Annotated in this window: 13 protein-coding genes; 8 read left to right on the top strand and 5 right to left on the bottom strand. The window is 62.4% G+C overall.

The features are described from left to right. Window positions 1–17: 17 nt before the first annotated feature. Window positions 18–2,780, bottom strand: coding sequence for a bifunctional [glutamate--ammonia ligase]-adenylyl-L-tyrosine phosphorylase/[glutamate--ammonia-ligase] adenylyltransferase (gene glnE / locus VDP79_RS04700; protein ID WP_323017075.1), 2,763 nt, complete (start codon window positions 2,778–2,780; stop codon window positions 18–20). 79 nt (window positions 2,781–2,859) lie between these two features. Here glnE and VDP79_RS04695 point away from each other — a divergent pair, with 79 nt between their 5' ends. Continuing rightward, window positions 2,860–6,459, top strand: a complete 3,600-nt coding sequence (locus VDP79_RS04695) for a YhdP family protein (protein ID WP_323017074.1) — start codon at window positions 2,860–2,862, stop codon at window positions 6,457–6,459. Between the two features lie 24 nt (window positions 6,460–6,483). Here VDP79_RS04695 and VDP79_RS04690 read toward each other — a convergent pair whose 3' ends face one another. After that, on the bottom strand, window positions 6,484–6,909 hold the full coding sequence (locus VDP79_RS04690) for an Lrp/AsnC family transcriptional regulator (RefSeq protein WP_323017073.1): 426 nt from the start codon (window positions 6,907–6,909) through the stop codon (window positions 6,484–6,486). A 240-nt stretch (window positions 6,910–7,149) separates the two neighbouring features. On the opposite strand from VDP79_RS04690, the gene VDP79_RS04685 reads away from it, so the two are divergent. The 6 genes from VDP79_RS04685 to VDP79_RS04660 all read left to right on the top strand — a co-directional run bounded on the left by VDP79_RS04685 (window position 7,150) and on the right by VDP79_RS04660 (window position 12,337). After that, a complete protein-coding gene (locus VDP79_RS04685) occupies window positions 7,150–8,226 on the top strand; it encodes an ornithine cyclodeaminase (protein ID WP_323017072.1) in 1,077 nt (358 codons plus the stop codon). 17 nt (window positions 8,227–8,243) lie between these two features. Beyond that, a complete protein-coding gene (rocF, locus tag VDP79_RS04680) occupies window positions 8,244–9,191 on the top strand; it encodes an arginase (protein WP_323017071.1) in 948 nt (315 codons plus the stop codon). Window positions 9,192–9,250: 59 nt separating this feature from the next. After that, window positions 9,251–10,015, top strand: coding sequence for a transporter substrate-binding domain-containing protein (locus VDP79_RS04675; protein ID WP_323017070.1), 765 nt, complete (start codon window positions 9,251–9,253; stop codon window positions 10,013–10,015). Window positions 10,016–10,088: 73 nt separating this feature from the next. Next, complete coding sequence (locus VDP79_RS04670; RefSeq protein ID WP_323017069.1) at window positions 10,089–10,802, top strand: ABC transporter permease subunit; 714 nt, start codon at window positions 10,089–10,091, stop codon at window positions 10,800–10,802. 5 nt (window positions 10,803–10,807) lie between these two features. After that, window positions 10,808–11,524, top strand: coding sequence for an ABC transporter permease subunit (locus VDP79_RS04665; RefSeq protein WP_323017068.1), 717 nt, complete (start codon window positions 10,808–10,810; stop codon window positions 11,522–11,524). Window positions 11,525–11,548: 24 nt separating this feature from the next. After that, window positions 11,549–12,337 (top strand): amino acid ABC transporter ATP-binding protein, encoded by a 789-nt coding sequence (locus VDP79_RS04660; protein ID WP_323017067.1) that lies wholly within the window; start codon window positions 11,549–11,551, stop codon window positions 12,335–12,337. An 80-nt stretch (window positions 12,338–12,417) separates the two neighbouring features. Here the strand turns inward: VDP79_RS04660 and gdhA are convergent, their stop codons facing one another. From gdhA to trxA, 3 genes are all read right to left on the bottom strand, one after another. Then, window positions 12,418–13,758 (bottom strand): NADP-specific glutamate dehydrogenase, encoded by a 1,341-nt coding sequence (gene gdhA / locus VDP79_RS04655; RefSeq protein WP_323017066.1) that lies wholly within the window; start codon window positions 13,756–13,758, stop codon window positions 12,418–12,420. 12 nt (window positions 13,759–13,770) lie between these two features. Continuing rightward, window positions 13,771–15,027 carry a transcription termination factor Rho gene (gene rho / locus VDP79_RS04650; protein ID WP_323017065.1) on the bottom strand — a complete coding sequence of 419 codons (1,257 nt, stop codon included), beginning with the start codon at window positions 15,025–15,027 and terminating at the stop codon, window positions 13,771–13,773. 87 nt (window positions 15,028–15,114) lie between these two features. Continuing rightward, window positions 15,115–15,441 (bottom strand): thioredoxin TrxA, encoded by a 327-nt coding sequence (gene trxA, locus VDP79_RS04645; protein WP_323017064.1) that lies wholly within the window; start codon window positions 15,439–15,441, stop codon window positions 15,115–15,117. Between the two features lie 155 nt (window positions 15,442–15,596). Here trxA and VDP79_RS04640 point away from each other — a divergent pair, with 155 nt between their 5' ends. After that, window positions 15,597–17,558: a DNA topoisomerase IV subunit B gene (locus VDP79_RS04640; protein ID WP_323017063.1), complete on the top strand. Its 1,962-nt coding sequence runs from the start codon at window positions 15,597–15,599 to the stop codon at window positions 17,556–17,558. Window positions 17,559–17,561: the final 3 nt, after the last annotated feature.

The following is a 17,561-nucleotide window of genomic DNA, read 5'->3' as shown; positions in this document are numbered from 1 at the left end:
TTCGATGGATGCTTCGGTTAATCACTGGGCGCTGCTTCCAGCACCGTCTTCCATAATCCACGTACCGCATTGCGCTCACGGGTGAATTCAGCCGCCGGCACGCGGGCTTTTTCCGCCCCTTGCAGCCGCAGCGCATGCTGACGGCGGCGAAAGAGCCGATAGGCGTCGGCTACCTCGGCCGCCAGCAGCCCTGGGATCAGCCCTGCCTGCGCGGCCAAGCCCAGCAGCGCGATATTGCCCAGATTGCCCAGCAGTTCCGGGTGGGCGCCCGATTGGCTCAGCACCAGAAACTGGGTGATGAATTCGATGTCCACCATGCCGCCTCGGTCGTGCTTCAGGTCGAAGTCGTCGCTGCGGTTGGGGTGCCCCTGGGAAATCTTGTCGCGCATCGACAGGACTTCGCGGCGCAGCGCGTCCGGGTCGCGGGGCAGCAGCAGGATACGCTGGCGGATGTCTTCAAATCGGGCGCCGATGGCCGCGTCTCCTGCCACGAAACGGGCGCGGGTCAGCGCCTGATGTTCCCAGGGCCAGGCCTGGTTCAGCTGATAGTGTTCAAAGGCGTCGATCGGCAGAGCCAGCAGACCGGCGTCGCCGTCCGGGCGCAGGCGCAGGTCGATTTCGTACAGGCGCCCGGATGAGGTCAGTGTCGACAACCATGAGGCCACCCGGCGGCCCAGTTTGGCATACCGTTCGCCTGCGTCCTGGTCCGGGTCATCGTATAGAAAGACCAGATCCAGGTCGGATGCATAGCCGATTTCCTTGCCGCCCAGCTTGCCGTAGGCAATGATGGCAAAGTGCGGCACGCCGGGATCGGCGCGGCGTTCGCGGGGCAGCACTTGGGGCCAGACCCGGTGGATGGCCTCGGCCAGCATCAGATCGGCCAGGGCCGACAGGTGATCGGCCAGGCCTTCCACGCTGATGACATTTTCCAGATCCTGGGCCAGCAACTGGAACGTGACCTGGTGCTGCACATCGCGCATCAGGTTCATCTGCTGTTCGACGTCGGGCTGGCCATCGGGCAGCACGCAGGCATCCAGGTCGCTGCACAACTGTTCCGCCAGGGCGGGAAAATCCGGGGCCTGCATCAGGCTGCGCCATTCGATCAGGCTGTCGAGCAGCAGCGGATAGCGGCTCAGGTACTGGGATGCCCAGGGGCTGGCGCTGACGATGCGCGCCACGCGCGCCAGGGTTTCCGGATATTCGGCCAGCAGCGCCAGGTAGGCGCTGCGCTGAGCGATGTGCTCGACCAGGTTCAACAGCCTCAGCAGGGTGGCGGGCGGATCGTCGGTCCGGGTGGCCGCCTGCATCAGGCCCGGCAGCAGGGTCTGCAGACGCTGCTGGCTGGTGCGCGGCAGACTCTGGATGCGGTGGCTGTCCAGCAGGGCGTCAATGCGGGCCTGCATCTCCTGTGTCTGTTCGTCGGAGACCGGGGCGGGTTCTGCTGCAGGGGCGGGAGCCGGGGTTTCGGCTGCCGCGTCTGCGCCCATGCCGGCAATGCGGAAGGCGTCCTGAAAGCATTGAGAGACATAGGTCCGATGCTGTTCCAGCACGGCCTGGAAAGCGGTTGTGTCCGGGTGCCCCAGCGCTTGGGCCAGGGACGCCAGCCCGGCGGGGTCGTGGGGCAGCAGGTGGGTCTGTTCGTCTTCGCGGTATTGCAGCAGGTGCTCGACGCGCCGCAGGTAGGTGTAGGCGGCTTCCAGTCCGCGTGCCTGGGTATCGTCCAGGATGCCGGCGCGGTGCTGCTTGTGCAAAGCGGCCAGCAGATTGCGTTGTTGCAGGGACGGTTGCCGTCCGGCCCGGATCAGCTGATTCAGTTGGATGACGAATTCGATTTCCCGGATGCCGCCTTCGCCCAGCTTGATATTGTGTCGCGTATCTACGCCGTGGCGCGCCTGGGCGCGGCGCTGCCAGTCCATGCGGATGCGCTCGCGCAGGCCGCGCAGGGACGACAGGGTGTCGAAATCGAAGTATTTGCGGTAGACGAAGGGCCGGCGCAGGGACTCCAGTTCCTGCGCCTGGGCGGTGAAGGCGGCTTCGTCAAACAGCGGGCAGGGGATCAGGCGAGCCTTGAGCCAGGCGTAGCGTTCCCATTCCCGCCCCTGGGATACCAGGTAGTTTTCCAGGGCGGCCAGGCTCCAGGCCAGCGGCCCGCCGTCACCGTCGGGACGCAGCCGCAGGTCGGTGCGAAAGACGTAGCCGTCGGCATCCAGCTCCGACAGAATGGGCATCATCAGACGGCAGACCTTGCCATAGAACTCGTGATGGCTGATGCGCCGTCGGCCATCGGTTTCGCCTTCTGCGTCGTACAGCATGATCAGGTCGATGTCGGACGAGACGTTCAGTTCCTTGCCGCCCAGCTTGCCCATGCCCAGGATGAGCATGTCCTGGGGGGCGCCGGTATCGGGGTGGCGCGGCACGCCGTGGGTCTCCGTCAGGGTGCGCATGGCGCAGGCGTAGGCTTGACCGACAGCCAGATCCGCCAAGGCCGACATGGCGGCGACGACCTCATGCAGCGGCGCCAGGCTGGCGATGTCGCGCACCATCAAGGTGTGAAAGACACGCCGGCGCAGACAGCGCAAGGCCCGTTGCAGGGCAGGGCGCTCAGGCGCCTGTTCGGGCGGCAGATCCAGCGCCTGGGCATACCAGGACTGGATCGTCTTGCGGGTCAGGGGTTCGGCGCTGTCAGCCAGCAGCGAGGCCTGCTCGTCGGGGCGGGCAGCCAGGTAGCGCCGCAAGGTGCCGGACCAGTGCAAGGCGGGCTCTATAATGGCTCGGGACATCGGATCCATCAGTGATTCGGTGAAGCTGGGCCCGGTGCAGCCGGGTGGGCAGGGGCTTTAACATACTGCAAAATTCGGCATGCGCCAATTCATTTCAAAGCTTTCCTGTGTCTGGCCGCGGCGCATCTGCGCGGTCTTGCTGTGCCTGTACTTTGGGTTGGCGGGCTTGCTGCTGGCAGGTCGCTACCTGATTTTGCCGCATCTGGACGATTGGCGGCCGCAGATTGCCGCCCGTTTATCGCAAGCGGCGGGCGCACAGGTCTCCCTTGGGTCGATCCAGGTGTCCTGGCACGGCTGGAACCCGCAGTTCGATCTTCGTCAGGTGCGGGTATCCGATGATCAGGGGCATGACTGGCTGGCAGCGCCCAGTGTCCGGGCCAGCTTGAACTGGGCCGCCCTTCTGCCCGGTCGCCAAGGCGTGTTGCGCCTGCAGGTGCAGGGCATGGATCTGGGCCTTGCCCGTTTGCCCGACGGGCGGCTTCGTCTATTGGGTCAGGTGCTGGGCGTGGACCGGGCGACCGATCAGGCGACCGTGCCGGGCTGGCTGCAATGGGTGTTGGCTCAACCCTTGATTGCCTTTCAGGATGCCACGGTGCATTGGGACGACCAATTGCGCGGCGCGCCTGAACTGGTGTTGCGTGATGCGCATGTCGTCTTGCGCCGCCAGGGGGCCGATGAATGGGGGCTGTCGCTGTCGGCTCGAGCGCCTCTGGCGGGGGATGCCCGTCTGGATATCAGAGTGGTGGCCGATGCCGCTGCGCTGATGCGGGGGAGGGCTGCGGACTGGCGGGGCTGGCTGCAGCTGTCCGGGGCGGGGGCGCGAGATTGGCGTCCTTGGGTCGATCTGCCGCAGGCCCTGGAACAGGGGCGGCTGGACGCGCAGTTCTGGGCCCGTGCCGGACAGCGTTCGCCGGAGCTGACGCTGTTGCTGGGCTTGCAGGCGGTGCGCTGGGGATCCCCGGATGCCGGCCCTCTGCAGGTGCAGGTGCCGCAGGCGGAACTCTGGCTGCAGGGCGGCTTGGATCAATGGCAGGCGCTGGCCCAGGGGGGCGACGCCCCGAATGGCCTGGCGTTTGATCTGCGCACCCAGGATATTCGCCTGACACAGCCGCAGTGGTTTGAGGCGCCGCTGGCGTTTGGCGCCGTGGCGGTCCGCGGCAGCGTGCAGCATGCCGGCCGGTGGGCTTTGGAGTTGCAGCGTCTGGATTGGCGCAACGCCGACATTGCGCTGCAGGGGGCGGGCCGTTGGGATAGCGGGGGGCTGGCCGGAACGGCGGATTTCCAGGGCACGATTGCACGCGCCCGCCTGGATGCCATCCACCGCTATCTGCCGCTTGAAGTCGATGCCGATGCGCGGGAATGGCTGTCCAAGGGTTTGCAGGCGGGAACGCTCTTCAATGGTCAATGGGTGTTGCGCGGGGATCTGGCCGACTTTCCCTTTGGCGAAAAGCCCCAGGCCGGGGATTTCCAGGTCAGGGGGGATTTCCGCGATGCGCGGATCGAGTTTGTACCGGATGCGCCCAAGGGGCAATCCTGGCCTTTGCTGCAGGACATGATCGGCACGGCGGACCTGCATCGCATGGATCTGCGCCTGAGCGCGTCGACTGCGCGGATGGAACCGGCGCCTGGGCAGGAGATCCGCCTGAGCGGATTGCGGGCCAGGATACCCGATCTCGAGCACGACGCTACCCTGCAGGTCTCGGGCCACAGCGCAGCGGATGGCGAGACATACATGAACCTGATCCGCCAGACGCCGCTGGCGCATCTGCTTGATGGCGTCTTTGACGAAGCATCGGCCGCCGGCGACTGGCAGGTGCCCTTGGCGCTGACGATCCCGCTTTTGCGCACAGACGACAGCCAGGTGCAAGGGCGTATCGATCTGCAGCAAGGGCGCTTGCAGTTTCTGCCGCAGGCGCCGCCCTTCGAGGCGATCGATGGCAGCCTGCATTTCAGCGAACAGGGTGTGCAGATCGCCCACCCCCTGACGGCCACCATCCTGGGTGGCGCGGTGCGGGTGCAGGGGGCGCTGGGAGGGGCGCAGGCGGCGGGTTTGTCTTTGCAGGGCCACATGACGGCCAAGGCCTTGGCGGCGTTTGTCGGTGTGCCGGGCATGAAGCGTCTGTCAGGGGCGCTGGATTATCGGGCGCAGTTGGCACAGCAGGGTGGCGCCTATGTCTTCAATCTGGACTCGGATACACGCGGCCTGGGTCTGGATTTTCCTGCCCCTCTGGCCAAGCCTGTCGAGCAGGCGCGATCCCTGCAGGTGCACTGGACCGATGCGGATGAGCAAGCCGATATTCTGGACGTGCGTCTGGGTGATCTGGTGGTCGTGGGCTTACGCCATGTCCGGCGGATGCGGCAGGGGCCCTATTTTCAGCAGGCCTTGGTCGGCGTGGGGCAGGCGGCCGATCCTGCCGAGCCGGGCTTGCGCTTGGCGTTGCGCTATCCCCTGATCGATCTGGATCTCTGGAACCGGATCGTGGATGAGTTTTCCATTCCCCGGCGTGGCCGTGCCGCTCGTGCAGCTGCCCGGCCATTGTGGCCGGATCTGTCTTTGCTCAGCGTCCAGGCGGATCAGCTGCGTCTGCAGCTTACGCGCCTGGATCATGCCGTGTTGCGCGTGACGCGCACGCCGGACGAGCAGTGGTCCCTGAATCTGCGTTCCGAGCAGACCACCGGCACCCTGAAGTGGCGGGAATTGGATGGCCGGGTGCAAGGTCCTTTGTCGGGGCGTTTTGCCCGCCTGAGCCTGGGGGATGATCCCAGGGATACGCAGTCGCTGCTGCCGGCCGATCCCGCAGCCGATGCCGCCAGCTTCGAAGATGATCTGGAGATCCCCGGCCTGATCCTGCAGGCCGATGATTTGCGCCTGTATGGCCGTGCCATGGGGGCTTTGTCTCTGGAGGGCGTGCGAGACAACGCGCACCATGTCTGGCAGATGAACCACCTGCGCATCGGGGATGAGGACGCCCGTCTGCAAGGCTCTGGCGCCTGGCGCTTGCGCGGCCCGGATCGGGGCTTGAGTCTGCAAGCAACGGTCAAGGCCCAGGACCTGGGGGCCTGGCTGTCTCGTGCGGGGTGGCCAGGCATGTTGTCGGGCGGGCAGGGGACGCTGAAGGGCGATTTCACCTGGCGTGACCTGCCGTGGCGGCATGACAAGGCCGACCTGAGCGGCAGTCTGCAGATCGAACTCGACAAGGGCCGTATCCTGAAGGTTGCGTCGCAAACCGGGAAATTGCTGGAAATCTTGTCCCTGCAGTCCATTGCACGCTTGAATCACCTGGATCAGGGCCTGGCGGGCCTGCCCAAGGACGGCTTCCCCTTTGATCAGCTGCGTGGCTCTCTGAGTCTGAGCCGGGGAGTCGTGCAGGCGCATGATTACAAGCTCATCGGCTCGGTCGGCACTGTGCTGTTGGAAGGCAGCACGAACATCCTCGACAAATCCCTGAATATGCAGGCGGTCATTGTGCCCAATCTGGACGTCAGCGGCGCCGCCCTGGCGGCGGGCATCGCCATCAATCCCTTGATCGGCCTGGGCGCCTTTGTCACCCAGTGGCTGCTGAAAACGCCGCTGGCCAAGGCCATGACGGTGCGCTATCAGGTCAAGGGGACCTGGAGTGAGCCCAAGATCACGGAAGTGCCGATTGATGCCGCGACCCAAGAGGCCAATGGGAAGTGAGGTGGCCAGGCTGCGCTGACGCCGTCAACGCAGTTGCCGGGTCTTCAGGTGCAGACTGGTTTCGGTTGCTGAAATGCCTTTGATCAGACGGATGCGCTCCAGCGCATCAGATAGCTGGGCGATGCTGGTGACCCGCAGTTCCGCCAGCAGATCCCAGCGGCCATTGGTGTCGTGCAGCGCCCAGACAGCAGGTTCGCCGGTCAGGTCGCGCACGATGCGCGACGTTTCATGGCCTTCGATGGCGATGCTCATCCAGGCGTTGATGTCCTGAGGCTGAGCGTCGGCCTGCACGCGCACGGTGTAGCCCAGGATGATGTGATCGCGTTCCATACGGGCGATGCGATTGCAGACGGTACCGCGCGATACCCCCAGTTTTTTGGCCAATGTGGCGACCGAGAGGCGGGCGTCGTTGCGTAGATAAGAGAGGATCTGGTGGTCGAGGGAGTCCATTCCGAACCTACTTCTGACATATTGATATCAACATCATACATTTTGTTCAAAAATCTATCGTTTTTTGTATGAAATTGATTATATGAATTGCCTCTCCTCTGAAGAATAATAGGTTCAGCCCGACCGGAAATCCTTCAGCCCCGTCCTCGAGCAAGCGGCATGTGCGGTGGATCGAACGACGGATGCGCATGGATTTCAAGATGCCGGACCAAGACACAATAATCAGACAGGAGGCGCATCATGGCATTGATGCTGACGACAAGCGACGTAGCCGTGCTGGTTGCTCGTATGAATATCCGCAGGACTCTGGACCTGCTGTCCCGATACATCCAAGATGATTTCGTGCGCTGGGAGTCTTTCGAAAAGATCGCCCGCCTGGCCAGCCATTCCACGGTCGGCGTGATCGAACTGATGCCGACGTCGGATGCGGACCGCTATTCCTTCAAGTTCGTCAACGGCCACCCCTCCAACCCTTCCCATGGCTTGCCCACCGTCATGGCGTTTGGCGCACTGGCGGAAGTCAGTACCGGCCGGCCCTTGCTGTTGAGTGAACTGACACTGACGACCGCGCTGCGTACGGCGGCCACGTCGGTCATGGCCGCCCGCGTCCTGGCGCGCAAAGAGGCCCGTACCATGGCACTGATCGGCAATGGCGCTCAAAGCGAATTCCAGGCGCTGGCTTTTCATCATCTGCTGGGCATCGATACGTTGCGGATCTATGACATTGATCCCGAGGCCAGCCATAAGCTGAAGCAGAATCTGGCGGGTGTCCAGGGCCTGGATGTCCAGTTGGCCCGTAGCACGCAGGATGCGGTGGCTGGGGTGGATATCATCACGACCGTCACGGCGGACAAGACCAATGCTTTGATCCTGACGCCCGATATGGTGCAGCCCGGTGTGCACGTCAATGCCGTTGGCGGGGACTGTCCGGGCAAGACCGAATTGCATGCCGATATTCTGTCGGGCGCCACGACGTTCGTGGAATTCGAGCCCCAGTCCCGGATCGAGGGAGAGATCCAGCAGATGCCCAGCGCTTATGCGGTGGTCCCGCTCTGGGAAGTGCTGACAGGACGGCGCCCCGGCCGCCGGTCCGATGCCGAGATCACGGTATTTGATTCCGTCGGCTTTGCGCTGGAAGATTTTTCCGCTTTGCGTTTCCTGTGGGATCAAGCGCGGGCATTGCAGATCGGCCGCGAGTTCGAGCTGGTGCCGCAAACCGGCAATCCCAAGGATCTGTTTGGCGCCATGCAGCGCCTGTCTGCCGGTACGGCGGCAGGCATGGAAAAGGCGGCGCTGGCCTGCCCGCATGAGGCCTGAGTCTACTAGGGAGATCAATGATGACAGGAAAGGTAGCCGCCCTGATCGGCGCACCGACGGATATCGGCGCAGGCGCCCGTGGCGCCTCGATGGGGCCGGAGGCGCTGCGCGTGGCCGGCCTGGAACGGGCGCTGATCCGGCAGGGTCTGAGCGTCGTCGATGCCGGCAATCTGAGCGGCCCGGGCAACCCTTGGCAACCACCACGGGATGGCTATCGTCATCTGCCCGAAGTGACACAGTGGAATCATGCGCTTTTTGATGCGGTGACGGCGCAGCTTCAGGCCGATCGCATCCCGATCATGCTGGGCGGAGACCACTGCCTGGGTGTTGGTTCGGTGGGCGCCGTCGCCCGTCATTGCCGCCGGATCGGGCGCCCCTTGCGGGTGTTCTGGCTGGATGCGCATACGGATTTCAATACGGCCAGCCTGACGCCCAGCGGAAACGTGCATGGCATGCCGGTTGCCTGTCTGTGTGGCTTTGGTCCGGATGGTCTGGTGGATCTGGGGGGGGCGGGCCCCGCCTTGCAGATCGGTGACCTGCGCATGATCGGCATCCGCAGCGTGGATCGCCAAGAACGTTTGTTTGTGCATGAACAGGGTCTGGACGTATACGACATGCGCCTGATCGACGAACTGGGCATGCAGGCAGTGATGCAGGCGGCTTTGGCCGGCCTGCCCGACGATGCCCATGTGCATGTCAGCTTTGATGTGGATTTCCTGGACCCCAGCTACGCCCCTGGCGTCGGTACCACCGTGCAGGGCGGGCCCACATGGCGCGAGGCTCAATTGTGCATGGAAATGCTGGCGGATACCGGTCGTGTCGCATCGCTGGACATTGTCGAACTGAATCCTGCTCTGGATGTCCGCAATGGCACCGCCAAAGTGGCGGTGCAGATGGTGGAAAGCCTTTTTGGCAAAAGCACTTTGGTGCGCGATCGGCTGCTACAGCCTTTACCCGGCCCCTGAGACGATCGATAGATCAGCATCAGGGGCGATTTTCTATAAAAAAACAGGAGACAAAACCCATGAAGAAACTGAAGATCTTTACTGCGTGGCTGGCACTGGCCTGTGGGCTGGGGCTGGGAGCCCCGGCGGGGGCTGAAACGTTGCGCATCGGCCTGGAGGCCGCCTATCCGCCCTTTAGCGCGCCCAGCGCCAATGGCGGATACGTGGGCTTCGACATCGATATTTCCAATGCCTTGTGCAAGCAGATGAAGGTCGAATGCGTATTCGTTGCCCAGGACTGGGACGGCATCATTCCGGCGCTGATGGCTCGCAAGTTCGATGCCATCATTTCGTCCATGGCCGTGACGGCGGAACGCGCCAAGCAGGTGGATTTCACTGAGCATTACTACCGTACGTCGATGTCGGTGGCGGTGCTGCGCGACTCCGAGCTGAAGAGCCTGGATGCGGCGGCGTTCAAGGACAAGGTGGTCGGCGCTCAGTCGTCCAGCACGCCTGGGATGTATGCCGAGGATGTTTACGGCAAGGCAGGGGCCGAGGTGCGTTTGTACCCGACCGCCGACGAAGCGGGCAGCGACTTGATCAGCGGTCGCCTGGACGCACTGGTGCATGATAAATATCCCCTGATCGAGTGGATGCGCAAGCACAGCCATGATTGTTGCAAGCTGCTGGGCGACTTGCCGGGGACGCAGGGGGATATCGCGATTGCGGTGCGCCAGGGTGACGATGCTTTGCGCGGCCGGCTGAATCAGGCGATTCAAGCGATTCGCGCCGATGGCTCTTATCAGCGGATCTCCCAGCGTTACTTCGGGCTGGATATCTACTGACCGGATGGGTGGCGCATGCCACCGTTTGCATTGTTCATCCACACGGAGCGGCCTGTTCGGGGCCGATGCTTCCATGCTTGATGTATTGCAATTGCTGTCCTGGGGAGAGAGCGGGTGGGGGGATGCGCTGTTGGCTGGCGCCTTGGTCACGATCCTGCTGGCGTTGTGCTGTGTGCCCTTCGGCTTCCCATTAGGGCTGCTGGTGGCGCTGGGCGCCCGGTCGCAGCGCTCGGCCGCCCGCTTGTCGGCCACCCTGTTTTCAACCGTGTTTCGCGGCTTGCCCGAGCTTCTGACGCTGTTTCTGGTCTATTACGGCAGCCAGATCGCGGCGGAACGGTTGATGCGGCATCTGGGTTATACCGGAGGCATTGCCGTCAATGCCTTCGTGGCTGGGGTGATCGCCTTCAGCCTGGTGCTGGCTGCTTTTTCCAGCGAGGTCTGGCTCGGCGCTTTCAAGGCTGTTCCGCAAGGGCAGAGTGAAGCGGCGCAGGCTTTGGGCTTGTCGCGCTGGAGCGCGCTGTGGCGGGTGACGTTTCCCCAGTTGATGCGGGTCGCTTTGCCTGGTTTGACGAACAATTGGCTGACCCTGCTGAAGGACACTTCGCTGGTATCGACCATTTCTTTGGCAGACATCATGCGCCAGACCAGTCTGGCCGTCACGGCGACCCGAGAACCTGTCTTGTTCTATGGCGCAGCCTGTGTGCTGTATCTGATCCTGTCGGCGGTGTCCGGCTTGCTGTTTTCCCGCGCTGAAAGTCGTTTTTCGCGCCATCTGCAAAAGAGCTGATCGCCATGGATGCAGCCAAGCATTTCTTATCGTACTTCCTGGACCCGTCTTTGCTGGATCTCTATGGTCTGCGCATGCTGACGGGTTTCTGGATCACCATGAAACTGGTCTTGCTGTCCTTCCTTCTAGGCTGGCTGCTGGGCTGGGTGTTGGTGTGGGGGCGCTTGTCGGCCCGGCGGCTGGTCCGCGGGTTCAGCAGTGGCTATATCTATTTTTTCCGCGGCTCCCCGCTGCTGGCTCAGCTGTTTCTGCTGTATTACGGGATGGGCGCTTTTCGCGGATTTTGGCAGTCGATCAACCTGTGGTGGTTTTTCCGCGATCCCTGGTGGTGCGCGCTGTTGGCCTTTACCTTGAATACAGCGGCCTATCAGGCAGAGATCTTTCGTGGCAGTCTGCTGGCGATTCCTGCAGGGCAAAGAGAGGCCTGCCGAGCGCTCAGCCTGGGGCGTGTGCGGACCTTTCTAAGCGTGATGCTGCCGCAGTCCATGCGGATCGCAATCGGGCCGCTGGGCAATGAAATGATTCTGCTGGTCAAGGCCAGCGCGATTGCTTCCCTGGTGACCGTGTATGACGTCATGGGCGTCACCAAACTGGCCTATTCCAGAAGTTTCAATTTTGAAATCTATCTTTGGGCCGCAGTGCTGTATTTGTGTGTTGTCGAGGTGTTGCGGCGGGTGCTGCTGATCATGGAGGGACGGTTGTCCCGCCACCTGGGCCGCTGAGGCCCGTTTACGGACTGACTCATCATGAATGCTCCAATCCAATCCCGTTATCTGCAAGACACCTTGCCGGCTGGCGATGTCCCTGTCGTCATCGATATCCAGGGTCTGAACAAATGGTATGGCGATTACCATGCCCTGCGAGACATCAACCTGCGGGTGCGCCAGGGGGATCGGATCGTTCTCTGCGGTCCGTCAGGCTCGGGGAAATCCTCTTTGATACGCTGCATCAATCAGCTGGAGACGGCTCAGCACGGACACATCGAGATCCTGGGGGCCAATATCGTGCAGACCGCACCCAAGGCGGCGCCGGTGTTGCAGGACGTCGGCATGGTATTTCAGCATTTCAATCTGTTCCCCCACCTGACGGTGCTGGACAATTGCACGCTGGCGCCCATGTCGGTGCGCGGCTTGCGGCGCCAGGGCGCGCAAGAGCGCGCCTGTCATTTTCTGGACAAGGTCGGCATGCGGGCGCACCTGTGCAAATACCCTGCACAGCTGTCCGGCGGTCAGCAGCAGCGGGTGGCGATTGCCCGCGCCCTGTGCATGGAGCCAAAAATCATTCTATTTGATGAGCCCACTGCTGCGTTGGATCCTGAAATGGTGAAAGAAGTTCTGGATGTGATGGTTCAGCTGGCTGAGAGCGGGGTGACGATGCTGTGCGTCACGCACGAGATGGGGTTCGCGCGCCAGGTGGCGGAGCGGGTGCTGTTTATGGATGAAGGATCCATCGTCGAAGACAATGAGCCGGAATTGTTTTTCACCCTGCCACGCAGTGATCGGGCAAGGGCCTTTTTGCAGCAGATTCTGGTGTGATACGGCGGCTCTGGCCATGAAAAAAGCCCCCTAAGGAGCTTTTTTCATGGCTGAGGCCATGGCGGCAGCCAGGACGCAGGTCAGTACACCCCTTGGGCCAGCATGGCGTCGGCGACTTTGACGAAGCCGGCGATGTTGGCGCCGTTCAGGTAGTTGACCTGTTGGCCTTCGGCGCCGTAGCGCACGCAATTCTGGTGGATGTCGCGCATGATGGCGTGCAGCTTGGCATCGACCTCGTCACGCGTCCAGTGCAGCCGTTGGGCATTCTGGCTCATTTCCAGACCCGATACCGCCACGCCGCCTGCATTGCTGGCCTTGCCGGGGGCGTACAGGACACCGGCCTCGATCAAGGCGTTGGCGGCCTCGATGCTGGAGGGCATGTTCGCGCCTTCGGCCACGCAGCGCACGCCATTGGCGATCAAGGTGCGGGCGTCTTCGATTTCCAGTTCGTTTTGCGTTGCGCAGGGCAGGGCGACGTCGACAGGCACATGCCAGGGGCGTTTGCCGATTTCGTACGTCAGGCCGAATTGCTTGGCGTATTCTTCGATGCAGCCGCGTTTTTCGGTTTTCAGTTCGATCAGGGCAGCCAGTTTTTCCGGCGTGAAGCCTTCAGGGTCGACAACGCAACCGTGCGAATCCGAGACCGTCACGACGCGCGCACCCAACTGCATGCATTTTTCAATGGCGTATTGAGCGACGTTGCCCGACCCGGAGACGGCGACTTTGTAGCCTTCCAGGGACTGGCCTGCATGCTTGAGCATTTCTTCCGCAAAGTAGACCACGCCGTAGCCGGTGGCTTCGGGGCGGATCAGGCTGCCGCCAAAGGACAGGCCTTTGCCGGTGAACACGCAGCCGCTCTGGTTGGACAGCTTTTTCATCATGCCGGCCATGAAACCGACTTCACGGGCGCCCACGCCGATATCGCCAGCGGGCACATCCGTGTCCGGGCCCAGGTGGCGGTAGAGTTCGATGATCAGAGCCTGGCAGAAGCGCATGACCTCGGCATCGGACTTGCCCTTGGGGTCGAAGTCGGAGCCGCCTTTTCCGCTGCCCATGGGCAGGGTGGTCAGGGCGTTCTTGAAGGTCTGTTCGAAGGCCAGGAATTTCAGGATCGACAGGTTCACCGATGGGTGAAAACGCATGCCGCCCTTGTAGGGGCCGATAGCCGAACTGTGCTGGACGCGAAAGCCGCGATTGACGCGGGTGCGGCCCGTGTCATCCATCCAGCAGACGCGGAATTGAAAGGCGCGCTCCGGTTCCACGATCCGCTCGAGCAGCGCCTGGCTGGCGTAGCGCGGGTTTTTCTGGATGAAGGGCCACAGGCTGTGCATGACTTCTTTGACAGCCTGCATGAATTCAGGTTGATGGGGGTCGCGTGCCTGCAGTTGGGTTAGAAATTGATCGACGGAAGGAAGACTCATCAAGGTGCTCGCTTATTTCTTCATCATGTCAAAAAATTCGGCGTTGTTTTTGGTTGCCCGGATTTTGTCCAGGATGAATTCCATGGCGTCGATCTCATCCATGTCATGGATGAATTTGCGTAGCACCCAGACTTTTTGTAAAAGTTCGGGTTTGATCAGGAGCTCTTCGCGTCGCGTGCCGGATTTGTTCAGGTTGATGGCTGGATAGATGCGTTTCTCGGCCAATCGCCGTTCCAGGTGCACTTCGGAGTTGCCGGTGCCCTTGAATTCTTCGTAAATGACTTCGTCCATGCGGCTGCCCGTTTCGATCAGGGCCGTGCCGATGATGGTGAGCGACCCGCCTTCTTCGAGGTTGCGCGCCGCGCCGAAAAAGCGTTTCGGTCGCTGCAGGGCGTTGGCGTCCACGCCGCCGGTCAGGACTTTGCCCGATGCCGGCACCACGGTGTTGTAGGCGCGTGCCAGGCGGGTGATGGAATCCAGCAGAATGACGACGTCTTTCTTCAGTTCGACCAGGCGCTTGGCCTTTTCGATGACCATTTCAGCAACCTGCACGTGGCGGGTGGCGGGTTCGTCGAAGGTCGATGCCACGACTTCGCCGCGCACGGTGCGCTGCATTTCAGTGACTTCTTCGGGGCGTTCGTCGACCAGCAGCACGATCATGACCGCGTCGGGGTAGTTCGTGGTGATGGCGTGCGCGATGTGCTGCATGATCACCGTCTTGCCCGATTTCGGGCTGGCGACGACCAGGGCGCGCTGGCCTTTGCCGATCGGGGCAAAGATGTCCATGATGCGGCCGGTGATGTTTTCCTTGCTCTTGATGTCGCGTTCCAAGACCATCGGATCGTCGGGGTGCAGCGGCGTCAGGTTCTCGAACATGATCCGGTGCTTGATGGTCTCCGGCAGCATGCCATTGACCTTGTCGACCTTGACCAGGGCGAAATAGCGCTCGCCGTCCTTGGGGATGCGGACTTCGCCTTCGATGGAGTCGCCGGTGTGCAGATTGAAGCGGCGGATCTGCGAGGGCGAGATGTAGATGTCGTCGGTGCTGGCCAGATAGGAGGTATCGGGCGAGCGCAGGAAGCCGAATCCGTCGGGCAGCACTTCCAGAACGCCATCGCCGAAGATCTGCTCGCCTTGTTTGGCGCGGCGCTTCATGATGGCAAACATCAGTTCCTGCTTGCGCAGCCGGTTGGCATTGTCGATGTCGAGTTCGGCAGCCATTTCCAGCAGCTGCGACACGTGCAGCGCTTTGAGTTCGTTCAGATGCATGGGGAGGAAGGAGAAGAAGGAATCGTCGGACGCTGTGCAGGTCCGGGACCGGGCCTGCACGCAATCACTGCGGGTGATGAAAAGGAATCAGAGAGATTCGTCGAGAAAAGCCTGAAGCTGCGTGCGGGACAGAGCGCCGACCTTGGTGGTGGCGACTTTGCCGTCCTTGAACAGCATCAGGGTAGGAATGCCGCGTATGCCATACTGGGCGGCGCTGTCGGGATTTTCGTCCACGTTCAGTTTGACGATGGTCACGCGGTCTTGGTATTTGGCGGCGGCTTCGTCGAGCAGCGGGGCGACCATTTTACAAGGGCCGCACCATTCGGCCCAGTAGTCGACCAGAACAGGTAATTCGGATTGGAGCACGTCGGCCTGGAAGGACGCATCGCTTACGTGCTTGATGGAGTCGCTCATAGTGCGGTTATTGTGCGCAAATGCTAGGAAAGGGAAGGCAAGGAGCCGGTGGAAATGCCGTCGCGCAGCGGGGCGCGTGAGGCCCTATGTCGCTAAGCATACCATTATCTCCGTAAAATGGTGACCTTTTTGATTGCCAACGGACGGACACCACAGTGAGCACAGCACGCTACGACGAGTCATCGATTCGCGTTCTGAAAGGGCTGGAGCCGGTACGCCAGCGCCCCGGGATGTACACGCGCACCGATAACCCGCTGCATATCATCCAGGAAGTCATCGACAACGCTGCAGACGAAGCGCTGGCCGGTTTCGGACACCGCATCGCGGTGACCTTGCACGCAGACGGCAGCCTGTCGGTGGAAGACGACGGGCGCGGCATTCCGGTGGGCGACCACCCGGAAGAGCATGCGCCGGTGGTCGAACTGGTCTTTACCCGCTTGCACGCGGGCGGCAAGTTCAACAAGGCTGATGGCGGCGCCTACGCCTTTTCCGGCGGCCTGCACGGCGTGGGGGTGTCGGTCACCAATGCGCTGTCCACCCGGCTGGAAGTCACCATCTGGCGCGATGGCGGCGAATATCGCATCGTCTTTGCCGATGGCGCGGTGATCGAGCCCCTGAGCCAGACGGGAACGGTCGGCAAGCGCCGGTCGGGCACCCGCGTCAGAGCCTGGCCGGACCCCCGCTATTTCGATCATGCGCAGGTGCCGCTGGGCGATCTGGAACACGCCCTGCGCAGCAAGGCGGTGCTGCTGCCGGGCACGCGCGTCACCTTGGCGACGGAAAAAACCGGCCAGCAGCGGGAATGGCACTACGAGACCGGCCTGAAGGGCTATCTGAGCGAAGCCTTGGGCGATGCGCCGACCTTGGTGCCCTTGTTTGCGGGTCAGCAATATGCGGCGGATGACGATGAGCAATACGCGCTGGGCGAGGGTGCGCAGTGGGTGGTGGCCTGGACCGAAGAAGGCCCGGTGGTGCGTGAATCCTATGTCAACCTGATCGCCACGACAGCGGGCGGGACGCATGAATCGGGCCTGCGTGAAGGCCTGTTCAATGCCGTGAAATCCTTTGCGGAATTGCACAATCTGCTGCCCAAGGGCATCCGTCTGCTGCCGGAAGATGTCTTCGCGCGCGCCAGCTTCATCCTGTCGGCCAAGGTGCTGGACCCGCAGTTTCAGGGCCAGATCAAGGAGCGCCTGAATAGCCGCGATGCCGTGCGGCTGGTGGGCGGATTCCTGCGCAATGCCCTGGAACTATGGCTGCATGCCAATGTCGAGTTCGGCAAGCGTCTGGCGGAGCTGGCGATCGGCCAGGCCCAGGCCCGCAGCCGCGCCGCGCGCAAGGTCGAAAAGCGCAAGGGGTCTGGCGTGGCTGTCTTGCCCGGCAAACTGACGGATTGCGAATCGACGGACGTGACGCGCACCGAGGTCTTTCTGGTCGAGGGCGATTCGGCGGGCGGTTCTGCCAAGATGGGGCGCGACAAGGAATTCCAGGCGATCCTGCCGTTGCGCGGCAAAATCCTGAACGCCTGGGAGGTCGAGCGCGATCGGCTGTTTGCCAACAATGAAATCCACGATATCTCGGTGGCCATCGGCGTCGATCCGCATGCTGCCGGCCAGGACGTCGACCTGTCGGGGCTGCGCTATGGGCGCATCTGTATTCTGTCGGATGCCGACGTCGATGGCGCCCATATCCAGGTCCTGTTGCTGACGCTGTTTCTGCGGCATTTTCCGCGCCTGATCGAGGCGGGTCATGTCTATATCGCGCGCCCGCCGCTGTTCCGGGTGGACGTGCCGGCGGCGGGCAAACGCCCGGCTCGCAAGCTGTATTGCCTGGATCAGGTCGAATTGGATGCCGTGCAGGAAAAACTGCGCGGCGAAGGCCTGCGCGAGGGTGTCTGGCGCATCAGCCGCTTCAAGGGGCTGGGGGAAATGAATGCTGAACAGTTGTGGGATACCACGCTGAACCCGGACACCCGTCGGTTGGCGCAGGTGCGTCATGGCGACGACGGACTGCCGGGTTCGGTGCAGATGTTCGACATGCTGATGGCGCGTGGCGAGGCCAACCAGCGGCGCACCTGGCTGGAAGAAAAAGGCAATCTGGCCGAAGTGGACGTTTAAGGA

Origin of the sequence: Castellaniella sp. (assembly GCF_034675905.1) — a bacterium.
Classification (GTDB): Bacteria; Pseudomonadota; Gammaproteobacteria; order Burkholderiales; family Burkholderiaceae_B; genus Castellaniella.
The sequence above is the reverse complement of the archived record's forward strand: the minus strand, read 5'-3'. Positions and strand labels throughout refer to the sequence as shown.

Bases quoted from the DNA above. Each gene is read 5' to 3' on its own strand.
- glnE (WP_323017075.1), bottom strand. From the start codon at position 2,780: ATGTCCCGAGCCATTATAGAGCCCGCCTTGCACTGGTCCGGCACCTTG.
- VDP79_RS04695 (WP_323017074.1), top strand. From the start codon at position 2,860: ATGCGCCAATTCATTTCAAAGCTTTCCTGTGTCTGGCCGCGGCGCATC.
- VDP79_RS04690 (WP_323017073.1), bottom strand. From the start codon at position 6,909: ATGGACTCCCTCGACCACCAGATCCTCTCTTATCTACGCAACGACGCC.
- VDP79_RS04685 (WP_323017072.1), top strand. From the start codon at position 7,150: ATGGCATTGATGCTGACGACAAGCGACGTAGCCGTGCTGGTTGCTCGT.
- rocF (WP_323017071.1), top strand. From the start codon at position 8,244: ATGATGACAGGAAAGGTAGCCGCCCTGATCGGCGCACCGACGGATATC.
- VDP79_RS04675 (WP_323017070.1), top strand. From the start codon at position 9,251: ATGAAGAAACTGAAGATCTTTACTGCGTGGCTGGCACTGGCCTGTGGG.
- VDP79_RS04670 (WP_323017069.1), top strand. From the start codon at position 10,089: ATGCTTGATGTATTGCAATTGCTGTCCTGGGGAGAGAGCGGGTGGGGG.
- VDP79_RS04665 (WP_323017068.1), top strand. From the start codon at position 10,808: ATGGATGCAGCCAAGCATTTCTTATCGTACTTCCTGGACCCGTCTTTG.
- VDP79_RS04660 (WP_323017067.1), top strand. From the start codon at position 11,549: ATGAATGCTCCAATCCAATCCCGTTATCTGCAAGACACCTTGCCGGCT.
- gdhA (WP_323017066.1), bottom strand. From the start codon at position 13,758: ATGAGTCTTCCTTCCGTCGATCAATTTCTAACCCAACTGCAGGCACGC.
- rho (WP_323017065.1), bottom strand. From the start codon at position 15,027: ATGCATCTGAACGAACTCAAAGCGCTGCACGTGTCGCAGCTGCTGGAA.
- trxA (WP_323017064.1), bottom strand. From the start codon at position 15,441: ATGAGCGACTCCATCAAGCACGTAAGCGATGCGTCCTTCCAGGCCGAC.